The 14,531-nt window shown below is 33.3% G+C and carries 19 protein-coding genes; all 19 read left to right on the forward strand.

Annotated features, from left to right (window positions below; translation table 11 throughout):
* Positions 1–74 precede the first annotated feature (74 nt).
* Positions 75–851, forward strand: coding sequence for a PRC-barrel domain-containing protein (locus IPJ23_10925; protein MBK7631191.1), 777 nt, complete (start codon positions 75–77; stop codon positions 849–851).
* A gap of 47 nt (positions 852–898) precedes the next feature.
* Positions 899–1,087 (forward strand): hypothetical protein, encoded by a 189-nt coding sequence (locus IPJ23_10930; protein MBK7631192.1) that lies wholly within the window; start codon positions 899–901, stop codon positions 1,085–1,087.
* 177 nt (positions 1,088–1,264) lie between these two features.
* Complete coding sequence (locus IPJ23_10935; protein MBK7631193.1) at positions 1,265–1,675, forward strand: YtxH domain-containing protein; 411 nt, start codon at positions 1,265–1,267, stop codon at positions 1,673–1,675.
* Positions 1,676–1,684: 9 nt separating this feature from the next.
* Positions 1,685–2,092, forward strand: coding sequence for a hypothetical protein (locus IPJ23_10940; protein ID MBK7631194.1), 408 nt, complete (start codon positions 1,685–1,687; stop codon positions 2,090–2,092).
* A 16-nt stretch (positions 2,093–2,108) separates the two neighbouring features.
* Complete coding sequence (locus IPJ23_10945; protein ID MBK7631195.1) at positions 2,109–2,294, forward strand: hypothetical protein; 186 nt, start codon at positions 2,109–2,111, stop codon at positions 2,292–2,294.
* A 290-nt stretch (positions 2,295–2,584) separates the two neighbouring features.
* Positions 2,585–2,803 carry a dodecin domain-containing protein gene (locus tag IPJ23_10950; protein MBK7631196.1) on the forward strand — a complete coding sequence of 73 codons (219 nt, stop codon included), beginning with the start codon at positions 2,585–2,587 and terminating at the stop codon, positions 2,801–2,803.
* Between the two features lie 70 nt (positions 2,804–2,873).
* Entirely contained in the window at positions 2,874–3,413 is a 540-nt protein-coding gene (locus tag IPJ23_10955) for a cytochrome C554 (GenBank protein MBK7631197.1), read from the forward strand.
* A gap of 371 nt (positions 3,414–3,784) precedes the next feature.
* Positions 3,785–4,216, forward strand: a complete 432-nt coding sequence (locus IPJ23_10960; protein ID MBK7631198.1) for a hypothetical protein — start codon at positions 3,785–3,787, stop codon at positions 4,214–4,216.
* Between the two features lie 105 nt (positions 4,217–4,321).
* The gene (locus IPJ23_10965; GenBank protein MBK7631199.1) at positions 4,322–5,368 is read left to right on the forward strand and encodes a hypothetical protein; all 1,047 of its coding nucleotides are present in this window, start codon (positions 4,322–4,324) and stop codon (positions 5,366–5,368) included.
* Between the two features lie 164 nt (positions 5,369–5,532).
* Positions 5,533–5,958, forward strand: coding sequence for a hypothetical protein (locus tag IPJ23_10970; GenBank protein ID MBK7631200.1), 426 nt, complete (start codon positions 5,533–5,535; stop codon positions 5,956–5,958).
* Between the two features lie 27 nt (positions 5,959–5,985).
* Positions 5,986–6,243 (forward strand): hypothetical protein, encoded by a 258-nt coding sequence (locus IPJ23_10975; GenBank protein ID MBK7631201.1) that lies wholly within the window; start codon positions 5,986–5,988, stop codon positions 6,241–6,243.
* Between the two features lie 75 nt (positions 6,244–6,318).
* Positions 6,319–6,930, forward strand: coding sequence for a LysE family transporter (locus IPJ23_10980; GenBank protein MBK7631202.1), 612 nt, complete (start codon positions 6,319–6,321; stop codon positions 6,928–6,930).
* Positions 6,931–6,959: 29 nt separating this feature from the next.
* On the forward strand, positions 6,960–7,631 hold the full coding sequence (locus IPJ23_10985; protein MBK7631203.1) for a MarC family NAAT transporter: 672 nt from the start codon (positions 6,960–6,962) through the stop codon (positions 7,629–7,631).
* Between the two features lie 503 nt (positions 7,632–8,134).
* Positions 8,135–8,554, forward strand: coding sequence for a hypothetical protein (locus IPJ23_10990; GenBank protein MBK7631204.1), 420 nt, complete (start codon positions 8,135–8,137; stop codon positions 8,552–8,554).
* A 364-nt stretch (positions 8,555–8,918) separates the two neighbouring features.
* Positions 8,919–9,275, forward strand: a complete 357-nt coding sequence (locus IPJ23_10995) for a hypothetical protein (protein ID MBK7631205.1) — start codon at positions 8,919–8,921, stop codon at positions 9,273–9,275.
* 405 nt (positions 9,276–9,680) lie between these two features.
* A complete protein-coding gene (locus tag IPJ23_11000; protein ID MBK7631206.1) occupies positions 9,681–10,370 on the forward strand; it encodes a response regulator transcription factor in 690 nt (229 codons plus the stop codon).
* Between the two features lie 63 nt (positions 10,371–10,433).
* Positions 10,434–10,934 carry a hypothetical protein gene (locus tag IPJ23_11005; protein MBK7631207.1) on the forward strand — a complete coding sequence of 167 codons (501 nt, stop codon included), beginning with the start codon at positions 10,434–10,436 and terminating at the stop codon, positions 10,932–10,934.
* Between the two features lie 28 nt (positions 10,935–10,962).
* Positions 10,963–13,245, forward strand: a complete 2,283-nt coding sequence (locus IPJ23_11010; GenBank protein ID MBK7631208.1) for a glycosyltransferase family 4 protein — start codon at positions 10,963–10,965, stop codon at positions 13,243–13,245.
* Positions 13,242–14,186: a glycosidase gene (locus IPJ23_11015; protein MBK7631209.1), complete on the forward strand. Its 945-nt coding sequence runs from the start codon at positions 13,242–13,244 to the stop codon at positions 14,184–14,186. The genes IPJ23_11010 and IPJ23_11015 overlap by 4 nt, the downstream gene beginning before the upstream one ends.
* The last annotated feature ends 345 nt before the right edge of the window (positions 14,187–14,531 follow it).

Consider the following 14,531-nt stretch of genomic DNA (forward strand, 5'->3'; position numbering starts at 1 on the left):
TTTGCATTTAACTACAGATTAACTAATGCAATCATTAAAACAAGTAATCAAAAATAATTTAACAAGGAGACATTATGCAACGCAGTGTAAATAGTTTAGTTGGCTACACCATTAGTGCCAAGGATGGTAAAATCGGAAAAGTGAGCGAGTTCTATTTTGATGATCATACGTGGACAATACGTTACCTAGTTGTTGAAACAGGAAGTTGGTTGAATGAAAGAAAAGTATTAATTCCTCACTCGGAACTTGGTTTAACTGATTGGCAGTCCAAAACATTTCAAGTTAATTTATATATGGAACAAATCCGTAATAGTCCAGACATTGAAACTAAGAAAACAGTATCCCGCCAACAAGAAATAGATTTATATAGTTATTATGGATTACCAGTTTATTGGGGCGATGTATTTAATGATGGAAATGTGGGGATTATGCCTATTCCATCTATGGTTGATATGACATTAACTAACAAAAAGAATAATTCTCCTAAAAAAGCAAACGAAGATCCACATCTGCGAAGCACACATAATGTTGAAGGTTATAATATTCAGTCTAATGAAGGAGAAATAGGACACGTTGAAGATTTTATTGTTGATGATAAAAAATGGAACCTTGTATTCTTGACTATAGATACACACAATTGGCTGCCTGGCAGAAAAGTTCTTGTATCACCTAATTGGATAAAAAAAATTGATTGGAGTGAAGAAAAAGTTTATGTGAATCTATCACGGGAATCTATAAAGAATAGTCCGGAGTTTGATCCTGATGTGCGTATAACTGATGATTATGAAAATGAACTGTTCAGTTATTATGATGAGGCTATTAAACACATTAAGGAAGAAGTAGCAAAATAGAAAATTTGAAATTTAATCCGATTTAAAAAATTAGAAGGAAAATGACTATGTCATTAATAACATTAGTAATTGTTTTGGTGGTTGTCGGTGTAGTTCTCTGGCTAATCAACAGCTATATTCCTATGCAGGGTACGATAAAGAAGATACTGAATGCAGCAGTAGTTATTGTAGTTGTACTCTGGCTGCTAAGCGCTTTTGGAATTATTAACAATATGGATACCATTCGCATTGGATAATAAATGCCGGTTTACTGAAAATGCTACTGATGAAGATGCTAAAACAATCTTAGAATAAAAATCACTAACTGCATCACTAGTAAACTTTGGGAAATGATTTTAAGTAACAAGGGTGAATTAATTAACAGTATTAAGTATGATCGATTTAGAAATAACTATAAGTGAAAGGAAATTACTATGCAACGTAATATTATTAGTGCTAAAGGCTTTATGATTGGATTTTTGGCAGGCGGTACAGTCGGAGCAATAATTGCTCTTTTAACAACGCCCAAAAGCGGTAAAGAACTTAGAGGAGATATAAAACATAAGTCTGAAGAATATTTTGATGATGCTGATAAATATTATTCAGAGACAAAAAGTAAAGCAAGTGAAATGTTTAATGAAGGTAAAAGAAAATATGCAATGATTATGAATGATATAAAATCAAAACCTGGTGAAATTTTAAAAGATGCTGAACGAGCTTTTGATGATGCAAAAGAAAAAGAAATATTACACTCAGGAAAAGAAAAAATTGAAACCGAAATAGAGAGTTTAAAATATTCATTTAAAACCGGAATCAATACTAACAATGAAGCTAAGAAATCCTAGTTTACAAAATTGAATATAATAGAAATTTCAACAGTCATATTTCTTATATCAGCATCAGTCCTTTGTATTGCACTGATTTACTTTATTATTAAGATTGTCAGATCAGTGCATTCCATTAGTTTAGATATCGAGTCATTATCATTTAAACTTAATCCGCTCATCGAATCGATTCTTATACTTTTAGAAAAAATTAATCACATTACTGATGAAGTTGAATCTCAGTTTCTTATGACCAAATCTATGGTTTGCGGTATTAGAAATCGTGTTGATAAAATTTTAATTACAGAAACAAGAATGCGTAATGGGATTGAAACTGCTGTAATGCCAATAGTAAAAAATATAAACGCGGTAGGTGTTGGAATTGGTTCGTTCTGGAAAAATTATAAACATAAGTCGATAAAAGAAGATATCGAATAGAGAAAGAAGAACTAAGATGTCTAACTTAGTAATATATTTAATCGGTACAGTCTTTGTTGCCAGTGGTTTAGCCTGGGGAGCCAATGAAATGGGCGCTCCACCAATTTGGATTATAATAGGCATTATAATCGTACTTGGTATGGGAATTATGGCTGCTGTGTCAAAAACACGTCAGAAAGAAAGTTCTGATACCAATAATTGAAAGCGAATATTTTATTTGTATTCACAATGCAATAATACGATAACTATTTTTCATTACTTCCCTACCCAAAAGATGTAGTTCCTTTTTCATCCTTTTGCACGATTGAACTGACTTATTTCTCTACATAATTTCTCATCAAAATTAAAATAGGACGGAGGATAAATATGTTCGTAAAAAGGTTAGTTTAAAATATAGATGAATTTATAGGTTCTATTAAAGATTGCACACAATATAATGTAAAGTAAAATTGATATTTGTTTAATAATTAATTTCACAAAAAAGGAGTAGTTATGAATACCCACATAGATGAAGGCGCAGTAAAGATAATTGAGATAATTGGTATTTCTTCAAAAAGTTTTGACGATGCTATTGCTCAAGCATTAGATAAAGCTTCAAAAACTGTAAAAGGAATTACTGGGTTTGAAGTAGTAAAACAACTTGCAAGCGTAGAAGGCGGTAAGATAAAACATTATAAAGTTAATCTTAAACTTGCTTTTCCGGTTGTTTAAAATGGAAGTATGCAATTATGTGTTTACAATTTAATTATTTTTTTGTTTTATCATTCTTACAGGAGGTGTTATGAAACTCTCAATTCATTATCTAATAATTATTTTTCTATTACCATTAACACCAATATTAGCTCAAAGTGGTAATACCTATGTAGGTGTCGAATCCTGTACTATGTGCCACAAATCTGAAAAGCAAGGTAGCCAGCTTTCAATTTGGCAAAAAAGTGCTCATTCAAAAGCATTTGAAACTTTGAAAACGGATACGGCTAATCAGATTGCAAAAGCAAAAGGCTTCTTAAAACCAGCAGCTGAAACCTGGGAATGTTTAAAATGCCATGTAACCGGTTATAATCTTGATGCAACAATGTTAGGTAAGAAATTTAAAGTTGAAGATGGCGTTCAATGTGAGACTTGCCATGGAGCCGGATCAGCTTATAAAGATATGAAGGTAATGAAGGATAAAATTTTAGCAGTAGAAAAAGGTTTAATTGTACATGATAAACTTGAAGAATTTTGTATAAGTTGTCATAATAATGAAAGTCCGACTTTCGTAAAGATAGATGCTAATGAAGCCTGGAATAAAATAAAACACAGTATTCCAAAAGAATAAAAGTGATTTTATAAAACTTAATTAATCTTAAAGCCCGATATATAAATGTCGGGGTTGGTAATTAATTCAAATCCTGTTGCACGCTATTAACTTAGTATTTCGTTATTCTACAATATCAAATCACGATGCATTAAAAGAAGGCTACCTGAATAATGTTCACATATGAATCTTTATGAACCAAAGTCAAGATCGGATTTTACTGCTCTTAATTAATTGTCTTCATACTCTAAGAAAATTCACTATCATTTTCTTCCCATCCCATCATCTAAAAGATGTAGTTCCTTTTTCATCCTCTTGGGCTATTACAAATCCACAGTTAATTAAATACGTTTTAACGGGCTAAATTTCTCAACTTAATAAAAGGAACTACGATGAAAACAATTATGGCTCTTGTATCAATCTTATTATTATTTGTTCTTGTTATCCCCGCAAATGCAGGTGGAAAAGAAGAATTACAAAAACATTTTAAAAATGTTGCAAACAAAGTAAAAGTAACTGAGAATGTAATCGAGAAGCGTGAAATCTTAAACGAATCATTTCAGAAAATGTCTAAAGCGCTAAACACGCTTGAAAGCACTGGTATGATTTCAGATAAAGATCAAGTTGGTATTGATGGCTTAAAAGCTACAATGAAGGAAAACCAGGATGAGCTTGCCGGTGCTAATGGCTTTGAACGAGTATCAGATGACCAGCTAAACAATTATTCTGATTATGTAGTTCAGAACTTAGAACAAGCAGAAATGTTGACTATTAGTCTCGTAACTTTGTTGTTGATAATAATTTTAGTTGTGCTTTTAGTATAAAAATATTTCTATAGAAGATAATTCAGATTTCTTATGCAGATATCAAACAACAGATTTGTAAACAATAGAAATTACTTATTACTTTTTGTGAGCATTGGATATACAATGTTCACTTTAATTTTATCTTCGTGCAGTGCTAATATTCAAGTATTGGAAGAATCTCATAGTGCACTAGATAGTTTATTGGAAACCAAATACTCAATCATTTTCATCATTCATGGAAATGGTGATTATTTATATCACGATAATAACAATAACAAGTATGAAGCAGATGAAGAAACATTAGCTGAAGCTATTCGAATTGCTAAGAAAAATTCTTATGCTGAAGTATTTATATTTCATCAAAAACCGTGTCAGAGCTTCTTATTCTTTTTTCCACTTAAAGATGGTGAGTTTTATTACTATCGAAACGGACAACTCATTGTAAATGAATTGTATTGGCGCGATCAGGAAAAATCTAACTTAAATTTTGAAGTGGATGCATACCACCGTTTCAGCAAAGCAAATCAAAGCAATTTGATAAAAATGTTTTTATACTTTGGACATGAAATTCCTGAATTCGGCGGTGTAGGTTATGATGAATCATATTCCGATAGGACTTTTACAATCGCTGATCTAACAAAAGGATTAAACGACTTTACGTCAGATTCTTCAAAATTCGATCTTACAATTCTTGCTGCTTGCTTTGGAGGAACTCCTTACACAATCAATAAACTTGGGAAATATTCTCGAACAATTATAGCTTCACCAGAGAACCTACACTTATCTTATTTCGATCTTCATTCGTTTGAGCAACTGGATATTAATTTGAATGATGGAGATGTTCAATCCTTTGCAAATAAAATTGCTCAACAATCATTTGAAAAATTCACAAATAATCTTCAGACTGAAGTTAGTGTTGTTGTTTATAATGTTGAGAAGGTACAGAATTATTTGAACTCAGTCCAAAAGGATTATGATACAACTTTGAGTCGTCTGAATACAATGACTCTCATAGATCAATTAAGGGTTGATCATTGTGATTGTGCGGACATTCCTTCTTACAAAACATCAACAATAAATAATGGAGTAGATGTTTATTATCGATCAGCTCGTTTTGGACGATCAAAAAACAAAATTAATCATTCAGGCTGGGAATGTTGGAAGTACTAATTACTATCCATTTTAGTGATTGATAAACAGTATACACCAAAAGATGTAGTTCCTTTTTCATTCCTTTGCCCGATTGTACTACCCATTATTACTTCATATCATATTGTAGTTAATCTGTAATGGATTACGGAAAATTTTTTAAACAAAAATTGCAAAGGATAAATATGAAAAACAAACTTTTCTTATTAGCAGGTATTCTGTTAATTGTAGGTTTATCATTTACCGGTTGTAATAATCGGGAAAATGCTAAGGACGATGTTGAACAAGCGAATCAGGATATGATTGATGCACAGGTTCAATTTGAAAAAGACTGGCAGCAATTCAAAAGCGATGCTGAAGTAAGAATTAATGATAATCAGCAAAAAATTGATGATTTTAAAATTGCCATGAAAACAACCAGCACAAAATTTAAAGCTAAATATGAAAATGAAGTGCTGACGTTAGAACAAAAAAATATCGAGCTAAAGAAAAAATTAAATGACTTTAAGTATGAAAGAAAAGAAAATTGGGAAGAATTTAAAAAAGCATTTAATAATGACATGGATTTTCTCGGAAATTCGCTGAACGATATTTTTTCAAAGAAGGATTAATTTAATTTAATTTTTATACAGATAAATATGGCAAATGAAGAACTTATATCAGATGTTGATCGATTTATAATACTAGATATATTAAACACTTTAAGCGAAACTGAATTTGTCAGAACTTGTCCCTGTGTTCAGATTGTAGATTCATTAAATGAAATGTCTTACCAAGATATAGATGCGATCAAGAGTCGAGTAGGAAATGATTTGAAGTTAGAAGAAAAAAGAAATCATCTATTTACAATTACTATTAATGTTGAAACGGATTATAAAACTCGGTTGTTCAGGTAAATAATAGATGAGGCAACATCTTGTACGTTAAACATATAACTATTTGCCTGAACATCCTGATCGAAAGATTATAGTATGGATTATATTTTTTTTCTTAAAGGGATAGGTATTGGTTTTGCAATGGCGGTACCGGTTGGTCCAATAGGAATATTGTGCATTCGTAAAACGCTTACCGAAGGCAGGCTGAGCGGATTTGTAATCGGTCTTGGAGCCGCAACTGCTGATTTGTTTTACGCCAGTGTTGCTGCATTTGGACTAACATTTATATCTGATATACTCGTTAGTGAAAAGTTATGGATACGATTGGTCGGAGGTGCGCTTCTTTTATTCCTTGGTATAAAGATATTTCGCGCACTTCCTGCCGATCCCAAAATTAAAATCAATGATGGAGGAATTTTAAGGTCATATCTTACTACCGTTTTTTTAACTCTTACAAATCCATTAACCATTTTTGCTTTTCTAGCAGTATTTGCTGCACTCGGTTTGGATAGCGAACTTAGATTTTTTTCTGCAACTGTTCTTGCCGTTGGCGTATTTATCGGTTCCTGTTTATGGTTCCTTTTACTTGGTTCAGTTACTTTACTTTTTAGAAATAAATTAGATATAGTCGGACTGCGATGGGTAAATAAAATTGCAGGAATCTTAATAATCATTTCCGCACTAATTGCTTTCGGAAGTTTGCTATGAAAATGTTTTTAAACATAAAATAATATAAAATGAATAATATAACCGGTTTCTTGTCATCTGTTTTAGTTACTCTTATAACATTGCTTCCTATAGTCAATCCGTTAAGCACCGCGATTCTATTACTTGGTATAAGTGAACATCTAAGCAAGAAGGAACTTAACCGCCAGATTATATTAGCATGTATTTATATGACAGGTATTTTAGTTGTTTTTTTGCTGGCTGGCCATTTTATAATGATTTTCTTTGGCATCTCTATTCCGGGCATTCGTATAGCAGGAGGAATGGTAATTGGATTTCTTGGATTCAGGATGTTGTTTCCCGGTGAACCAAAAATTTCAAAAGTTGAAAAACAAGAGGCGATTGAAAAAAGTAACATTTCATTTAGTCCACTTGCAATGCCGAGCTTAGCCGGACCTGGTGCAATTGCAACAGTTATTACAATATCATCATCGATTGATGGACGACACGGTTATGATAAAGCATTTGCATTCGGAGGTGTAATTCTTGCAATTTTTATTACTGCAATTATTGCATGGTTAGTTCTTAGAAGCGCCGGTTTTGTTAGCAGAATTCTTGGTGTAAACGGAATTGATAATCTTTCAAGAATAATGGGTTTTCTTCTGATCTGTATTGCTGTTCAATTTGCGATTCTAGGTGTGCAGGACTTGATATCAGATTCAGGTTTATGGCAGAAATTATAAAGACAAATTCATGGTTACTTCCATTCTATAGTTATGAACAATAAAATCTTTCTGACATATAGAATTAATTTAATTTAGATTTATTACTCTAAACAAAGACTTAATCCTTTTATCATCCCTTTGCTTCATTGTTATGATCACTTAATAGATGCATCTTGTCAGTGTAAAGGAGCATATTATGCGAAAAGGAAATAAGAAAAAAACCGAAATATTAGTTTCACTTAGTGCACTGCTATTTGGGGTTGCTGTTTTTTTTGGCATAGTTGAGGTTTTATCTGAAATGATGGTTCATTAATCTTTTTAAGATAGAGGTAAGTCATGATTTTCATTCAATTACTAATTGGTACGATTATCTTTTACACAGTTTACAGATTGCTGAGAAGCAAGATTAAATCTTTTAAGGAAAGAAAAGAACTGGATAGTTTGTTTCTAAAATCATAAATGGCTCGTTGATCATAATTTGATATACATACGAACAATGAATTCAAGATGAAAGAGAAAAAATGTTAAGTACGATTGCAAAGGTTACAATTAGAAGAGTATTATCTGGATATAAGAAATTATTAGTCACATTATTAATTTCGGCAATAAGTTTCCCGGTATCAGCTCAATTGTTATCGCCTTCAAAAATACTATTGACTTTTTCTGAGCCAATGTCCAGAGAAAATATTTTCGATCCGGCTAATTACGCAGTAACCGCTAACAATAACATTTCCGTAGAAGTAATTAAAGTTGGAATAGTGGAAGGTGATTCTGCTGTCGTTTTATTTTTTGACAAAAAAGATGAATGGATAAGTTTTCATATAATCGTACATAATCTTAAAGATAGAGCAGGCAATTTGATAAATACTGATAAAAATGAAGCTGAGGTTAATAATAATTTAATGAAAATTGTTCCAGTTACTTACTTAGATAATAAATGACAAATTGCATACTAAATCAAAATAAAGGAATTAGATAATCTATGTCTGTAATCGTCTGTATCAGTTTGCTGTCTTTATGGTTACTAGGATTTTCCACACCCTTTACAATTATAGATTTATAGAAGTTCTTTTGCTAGTTGCATTTTAAAAATTTGTCATTAAAAAAAATAATATTTTAGAATTCTTGAAAATGGGGTAAACAAAAAATTGCAAGTACCGACTTTAGATAAAATTAATTTATCTTAATAAACACACAATCAGCCTGATTCATTTCAAGGATCTAATCCCTTTATCATCCCTTTGCTCTATTGTTTTGTAGTATATCTAATCGTAATCTCATCTACACATAAAAAGGAAATGCTCAATGAAAAATTTAATCTTGTTCTTAGTGATGTTTATTCCCTTCTATGCGTTTGCTCAAAATAAAGTTGATGTCACTGATTCAAAAATGGATAAACAGACTCATGAATGGATGACCAAAATATCATCAAATTCGGAAATGCGTTCAACTATGATGAGTATGATGATCAATGAAACCAAAGGGAATAAAGAAGAAATGACAAAGCTTGTAAATTCTTTAATGGATGATCCGGAAATGCATAAAACAATGCAGGCAGTACAACCTGAAAATAATATTATTTCTGTAGAGCCGCGTAAAATGATGAATGATAATCAAAACATGATGAAAATGAGCCCAGCTGCACCAGTATCTGAGAAATAGATTATTCTTAAAGTGATTTTTAAAGGAATAAACTTATTGAAATAATTATAGCATTGTAAACCTATAATAAAATAATCTGTTTGTTAACAAATCAATTTTTTAAAAGTTAAAGGAGATATATCATGAGCAAAGGTCAGAATAGTAAAAAAGGCACGAAGAAAGAGCCAAAGAAAACTATGCAGGAAAAAAAGAATGCTAAAAGGGATAAGAAAAATGAAAAGAACAAACCAGGTATTCTTAATCAATAATTCATCCTGTCGGTGTAGTCCATTTTTCATCCTTTTGATTGATTGAAATTAGATCACAAATAGTTGCATCTTAAGTTTAGTAATAATTAGATCGGCTAAGTTAAACGTATTAGCTATCTATTTTATTAGAAATTTGTTAATCCATAAAGATAAAATAATGAAAAAAATAAGATTGCTACTGATAGAAGATAACCGCCTACTTCGGGATGGGATACTTTCAATTCTTAAACCTCACAAAGATATTATAATAATTGCAGCATCCGGTGACGGTAGGAATACTTTAGTGAAAATTAAGCAGTTAAAACCAAATGTGGTTCTTTTGGATTTGGGTTTAAGGAGTTTAAACAGTTTGCAGGTAGTGGAAGTAGTAAAGAAAGATTTTCCATTGGCAAAAATAATTGTTATGGATCTTGCACCGATACAAGCCGATATTTTACAGTATGTAAAAGCAGGTGCTAATGGATTTATTCTTAAAGATGCCTCTCTGAATGATTTTTTAATCACGATACGAACAGTAAATTCAGGAGCAACGGTCCTTCCGCCTATCTTGGTTGACTCTCTTTTTTCTCAGATTGTTGAATATGCTGTTAGAGAAGGTAAAAGCAATCTAAAAGAAGCTATTAGGATGACTAAACGGGAAAAAGAAGTTATTGGCTTTCTTAGTGAAGGTATGAGCAACAAAGAGATTGGTCAGAAGATTCACATTTCAACTTATACTGTTAAAAGTCATATCCATAATATTATGGAAAAACTTGCATTACATACACGTCTGGAAATTGCAAACTATTCCTACACTAATGAGACTCTTAAAACAATTTCTAGAAGTATCTCTATGGTAAATAATTAAGTGAATGTAAACTGTTCGGGTTAACTCAATTTGAACTAAGAACTAAATAAAAGGAAAGATATTATGCGTTATATTTTTGTATTAATTGTAACATTATTCCTGGCAAATATTTCAAATGCTCAGATAACTATTAATTTAGGAAGTCAACCTGTGTGGGGTCCAACAGGTTATGATTATGTTGAATACTATTACTTACCGGATATAGAAGCATATTATAACGTACCACAGCATCGATATTACTACTATAATAACGGGCTCTGGATTCATAGCACAAATTTGCCATCACGTTATAGTAACTACGATTATTATGATTCTTATAAAGTCGTAATTAATGAACGGGAACCATGGCATAACCATAAAACTTACAAAAATAAATATTCTTCATTTAAAGGTCGTCACGATCAGCAGCTAATCCGTGATAGCAGGGATTCAAAATATTATATAATTGAAAAACATCCTGAACATAACAATTGGGTCAAGGAGCAAGACAATAAGAAATCAAATAAGAACAACAATAAAAATAATAAGCAGGACAAGCACGATAACGGCAAGAATAAAAAATAAATGTGTTTACTAGAAATGAGTATTTATCTTGAAACAAAACAAAACAAACTCAACACTCAACCGAATTGCTTTCATCGGAAATTATTTACCACGCCAGTGTGGAATAGCCACATTTACAACTGATTTATGTGAAGCTGTTTCTAAACAGTATCCTAGCACGGCATGTATCGCTCTGCCTGTTAACGACGTAGCGACTGGTTATGCATATCCTACACGTGTTCGATTTGAACTCACGGAAAAAGATATAGAATCTTACTTAAGGGCATCGGATTTTTTAAATATCAACAATGTTGATCTTGTATGTCTGCAATTTGAATATGGAATATTCGGTGGAAAAGTTGGAAGCCATATACTGGCACTCTTACATGGATTACGTATGCCAATCGTTACAACTTTACACACCATACTTAAAAATCCTGATCCCGACCAAAGAAGAGTATTAGAAGAAGTTGCCGCATTATCCGATCGTTTGGTTGTTATGAGTGAACTCGGTTCTGAATTTCTGCACAAAATTTATAATGTTCCTCTGGAAAAAATTGATATGATTCCACATGGTATTCCAGACGTACCATTTGTTGATCCAAGTTTTAATAAAGATTTATTTGGTGTAGAAGGTAAAATCGTTTTGCTAAGTTTTGGATTACTTTCCCAAAACAAAGGAATAGAAACCGTTATATCTGCACTACCTGAAATTGTTGCCAGCTATCCCAATATTGTGTATATGGTTGTTGGTGCAACTCATCCACATGTAATTCAACAGGAAGGTGAAACATACCGCTTATCTTTGCAATGGCTTGCTCAACAAAAAGGAGTTGAAAGTAACGTAATCTTTTACAATCGTTTTGTCAGTCTGGAAGAACTTGTTGAGTTCATAAGCACTGCAGATATTTATATTACACCTTATCTCAACGAGTCGCAAATAACATCAGGGACTTTGGCTTATACATTAGGAGCAGGTAAAGCTGTTCTCTCAACGCCATATTGGTATGCGGAAGAGATGCTTGCAGAAGGAAAAGGTGTGCTATTTCCGTTCCGAGATCATGAGGCTCTGGCAAAGCAGGTTATTAATTTGCTGAACAACGAAGCAGAACGTCATGCAATGCGCAAACGTGCTTATATGTTTGGACGATCGATGATTTGGTCAGAGGTAGCTCAACGATATATGGAAAGTTTTGAACGTGCTCGGGCAGAACGCCGGCATTATGTTCACCCGGGATTTACAGCTAAAGCACTCGATAAACATCCAGGTGAATTACCTCCGTTAAAATTAGATCACTTAAACAACATGACAGACGACACTGGTATGTTTCAACACGCACTTTTTACTGTTCCAAACTACGCACATGGTTATACAACCGATGATAATGCTCGTGCCTTGTTAGTCAGCGCCCTCCTTGATGAACTCGGGAATAATGAAGGACTAAAATTATCTTCCCGTTACCTTGCATTTCTCGGCTATGCCTTTAATGCTAAAACCAAGCACTTTAGAAATTTTATGGATTATCAGCGCAATTGGTTGGAAGAAAAAGGTTCAGATGACAGTCATGGACGTGCGTTGTGGGCATTAGGCACAGTATTAAACAGATGCAGCATACCGGCGCAAAATGGAATAGCGGCATGGTTGTTTGAACAAACTCTTCCTGCTATTCTCTTAACCACAAGTCCTCGAGCCTGGGCATTTGCACTTATTGGAATCTATGAGTATTCACAAAAATATGAAGGTGACAGCAGGGCAGGACAGGTACAGGATGAATTGGCAGGACGGCTTCTGAAATTGTATCAAAGTAACCGGTCTGAAAAATGGCACTGGTTCGAAAAAGAACTTTCTTATTGCAATGCTGCTCTGCCGCATGCTTTGCTTACTTGCGGTAATTCGATTCCAAGCAAAATCATGATAGATGCCGGATTGGAGTCTCTCAATTGGCTTGTTGATTTGCACCGTGCTGATGCAGGTCATTTTGTTCCAATCGGTTCTAATGGTTTTTATCAGTTTGGGGGCGAGCGTGCCCGGTTTGATCAACAACCGGTTGAAGCTCAAGCAATGGTATCGGCTTGTCTCGAAGCTTTTAGAATTACAAGGGACAAATTCTGGAGCAAAGAAGCTCGTCGTGCTTTCGAATGGTTTCTTGGACGAAATGATTTAAATCTTCCCATTTATGATCCCACAACCGGAGGCTGTAGAGATGGTTTGCATTCAGATCGTGTAAACGAAAATCAGGGGGCAGAATCTACTTTAGCTTTTCTTCAATCACTATTAGAATTAAGATTAGCAGAACAAACACATTTATCAATGGAGACAATATTAAAATGAACAACCCACATATAGAACTATTTCATCGCAGTAAATTGAACCCCATTTTAAAAGCTGAAAATTGGCCCTATCCTATAAACAGTGTATTCAATGCTGGTGCTACTTTACTGGCTGATGGAACAACATTGCTTCTATGCCGAGTAGAAGATAGAAGTGGTCTATCGCATTTTAGTGCTGCTCGTTCTGCAAATGGTGTTGATGGTTGGCAGATTGATAAATTGCCTACACTTTTACATGATCCTGAAAATTACCCGGAAGAGTTATGGGGAATCGAGGATCCCCGCATTACTTATGTTGAAGAATTAAAAAAATATGTTGTTGTTTATACAGCATATACTCGTGATGGACCCGGTGTTGCATTAGCATTAACAGAAGACTTTAAAAGTTTTGAGCGTTTTGGTGTGATAATGTCACCTGAAGATAAAGACGCTGCTCTATTACCGCATCGTATTGATGGTAACTGGGCAATGATTCATCGACCTGTTAGTGCAGCCCGAGCACATATGTGGATTTCATATTCACCCGACTTAAAAAATTGGGGTAAACATGTTTTAATGATGGATGCCAGAAAAGGAGCCTGGTGGGATGCAAATAAAATTGGTCTTTCTCCACCTCCTATTGAAACTCCCGAAGGCTGGCTGGTAATTTATCATGGTGTAAAACTATCGTGCGGTGGCTGTATTTATAGATTAGGTCTTGCCTTATTTGATTTGGAAAAACCTGAAACTTTACTGAAGCGTGGAAATCAATGGTTTTTTGCCCCCGAAGAACAATATGAGAAAAATGGTGATGTTGGTAATGTTGTATTTCCGTGCGGATACACAATCGGTCCGGATGGCGATTCAATCAATATTTATTATGGCGCAGCAGACACATGCATTGCTTTGGCTACAGGTAGTATTAAAGAAATGCTTAAGTGGCTTGATGAACACAAATCATAAATAGGATAGCAAAAAAAACAAATGATAATTTGTATAATGAATCTTTTGTGTTGGTGATAGTAAATTTTTGATAATATAATTTAGGAAAGATTAAAATGTCATTGATAAGTGATTCAAAAAAACTAAATAGCGCAACAAATAAAGCTCAGTGGTATTGGATTCCAAAAGTAATTGTGTTTTTCCTAAGCGTAGTTTTCGGTTGGGCAATATTTTGGAAAAAGGGATAGCTAAATAATCGATGTTCATTTTTATAAAGTGCAAGGCAATATTTTGGAAAGCGCACATAAACAACGAACCTCAAAAATATTAGAGGGAAAAGATTTACAGATCCTAAACAAAATTTGG

The sequence above is a fragment of the Ignavibacteriales bacterium genome (genome assembly GCA_016709765.1).
Taxonomy (GTDB): Bacteria; Bacteroidota; Ignavibacteria; order Ignavibacteriales; family Ignavibacteriaceae; genus IGN3.

Bases quoted from the DNA above. Each gene is read 5' to 3' on its own strand.
- IPJ23_10990 (MBK7631204.1), top strand. From the start codon at position 8,135: ATGTTAAGTACGATTGCAAAGGTTACAATTAGAAGAGTATTATCTGGA.
- IPJ23_10950 (MBK7631196.1), top strand. From the start codon at position 2,585: ATGAATACCCACATAGATGAAGGCGCAGTAAAGATAATTGAGATAATT.
- IPJ23_10995 (MBK7631205.1), top strand. From the start codon at position 8,919: ATGAAAAATTTAATCTTGTTCTTAGTGATGTTTATTCCCTTCTATGCG.
- IPJ23_10925 (MBK7631191.1), top strand. From the start codon at position 75: ATGCAACGCAGTGTAAATAGTTTAGTTGGCTACACCATTAGTGCCAAG.
- IPJ23_10955 (MBK7631197.1), top strand. From the start codon at position 2,874: ATGAAACTCTCAATTCATTATCTAATAATTATTTTTCTATTACCATTA.
- IPJ23_11005 (MBK7631207.1), top strand. From the start codon at position 10,434: ATGCGTTATATTTTTGTATTAATTGTAACATTATTCCTGGCAAATATT.
- IPJ23_10970 (MBK7631200.1), top strand. From the start codon at position 5,533: ATGAAAAACAAACTTTTCTTATTAGCAGGTATTCTGTTAATTGTAGGT.
- IPJ23_10960 (MBK7631198.1), top strand. From the start codon at position 3,785: ATGAAAACAATTATGGCTCTTGTATCAATCTTATTATTATTTGTTCTT.
- IPJ23_10985 (MBK7631203.1), top strand. From the start codon at position 6,960: ATGAATAATATAACCGGTTTCTTGTCATCTGTTTTAGTTACTCTTATA.
- IPJ23_10980 (MBK7631202.1), top strand. From the start codon at position 6,319: ATGGATTATATTTTTTTTCTTAAAGGGATAGGTATTGGTTTTGCAATG.
- IPJ23_10945 (MBK7631195.1), top strand. From the start codon at position 2,109: ATGTCTAACTTAGTAATATATTTAATCGGTACAGTCTTTGTTGCCAGT.
- IPJ23_10975 (MBK7631201.1), top strand. From the start codon at position 5,986: ATGGCAAATGAAGAACTTATATCAGATGTTGATCGATTTATAATACTA.
- IPJ23_11000 (MBK7631206.1), top strand. From the start codon at position 9,681: ATGAAAAAAATAAGATTGCTACTGATAGAAGATAACCGCCTACTTCGG.
- IPJ23_10930 (MBK7631192.1), top strand. From the start codon at position 899: ATGTCATTAATAACATTAGTAATTGTTTTGGTGGTTGTCGGTGTAGTT.
- IPJ23_11015 (MBK7631209.1), top strand. From the start codon at position 13,242: ATGAACAACCCACATATAGAACTATTTCATCGCAGTAAATTGAACCCC.
- IPJ23_10935 (MBK7631193.1), top strand. From the start codon at position 1,265: ATGCAACGTAATATTATTAGTGCTAAAGGCTTTATGATTGGATTTTTG.
- IPJ23_10965 (MBK7631199.1), top strand. From the start codon at position 4,322: ATGTTCACTTTAATTTTATCTTCGTGCAGTGCTAATATTCAAGTATTG.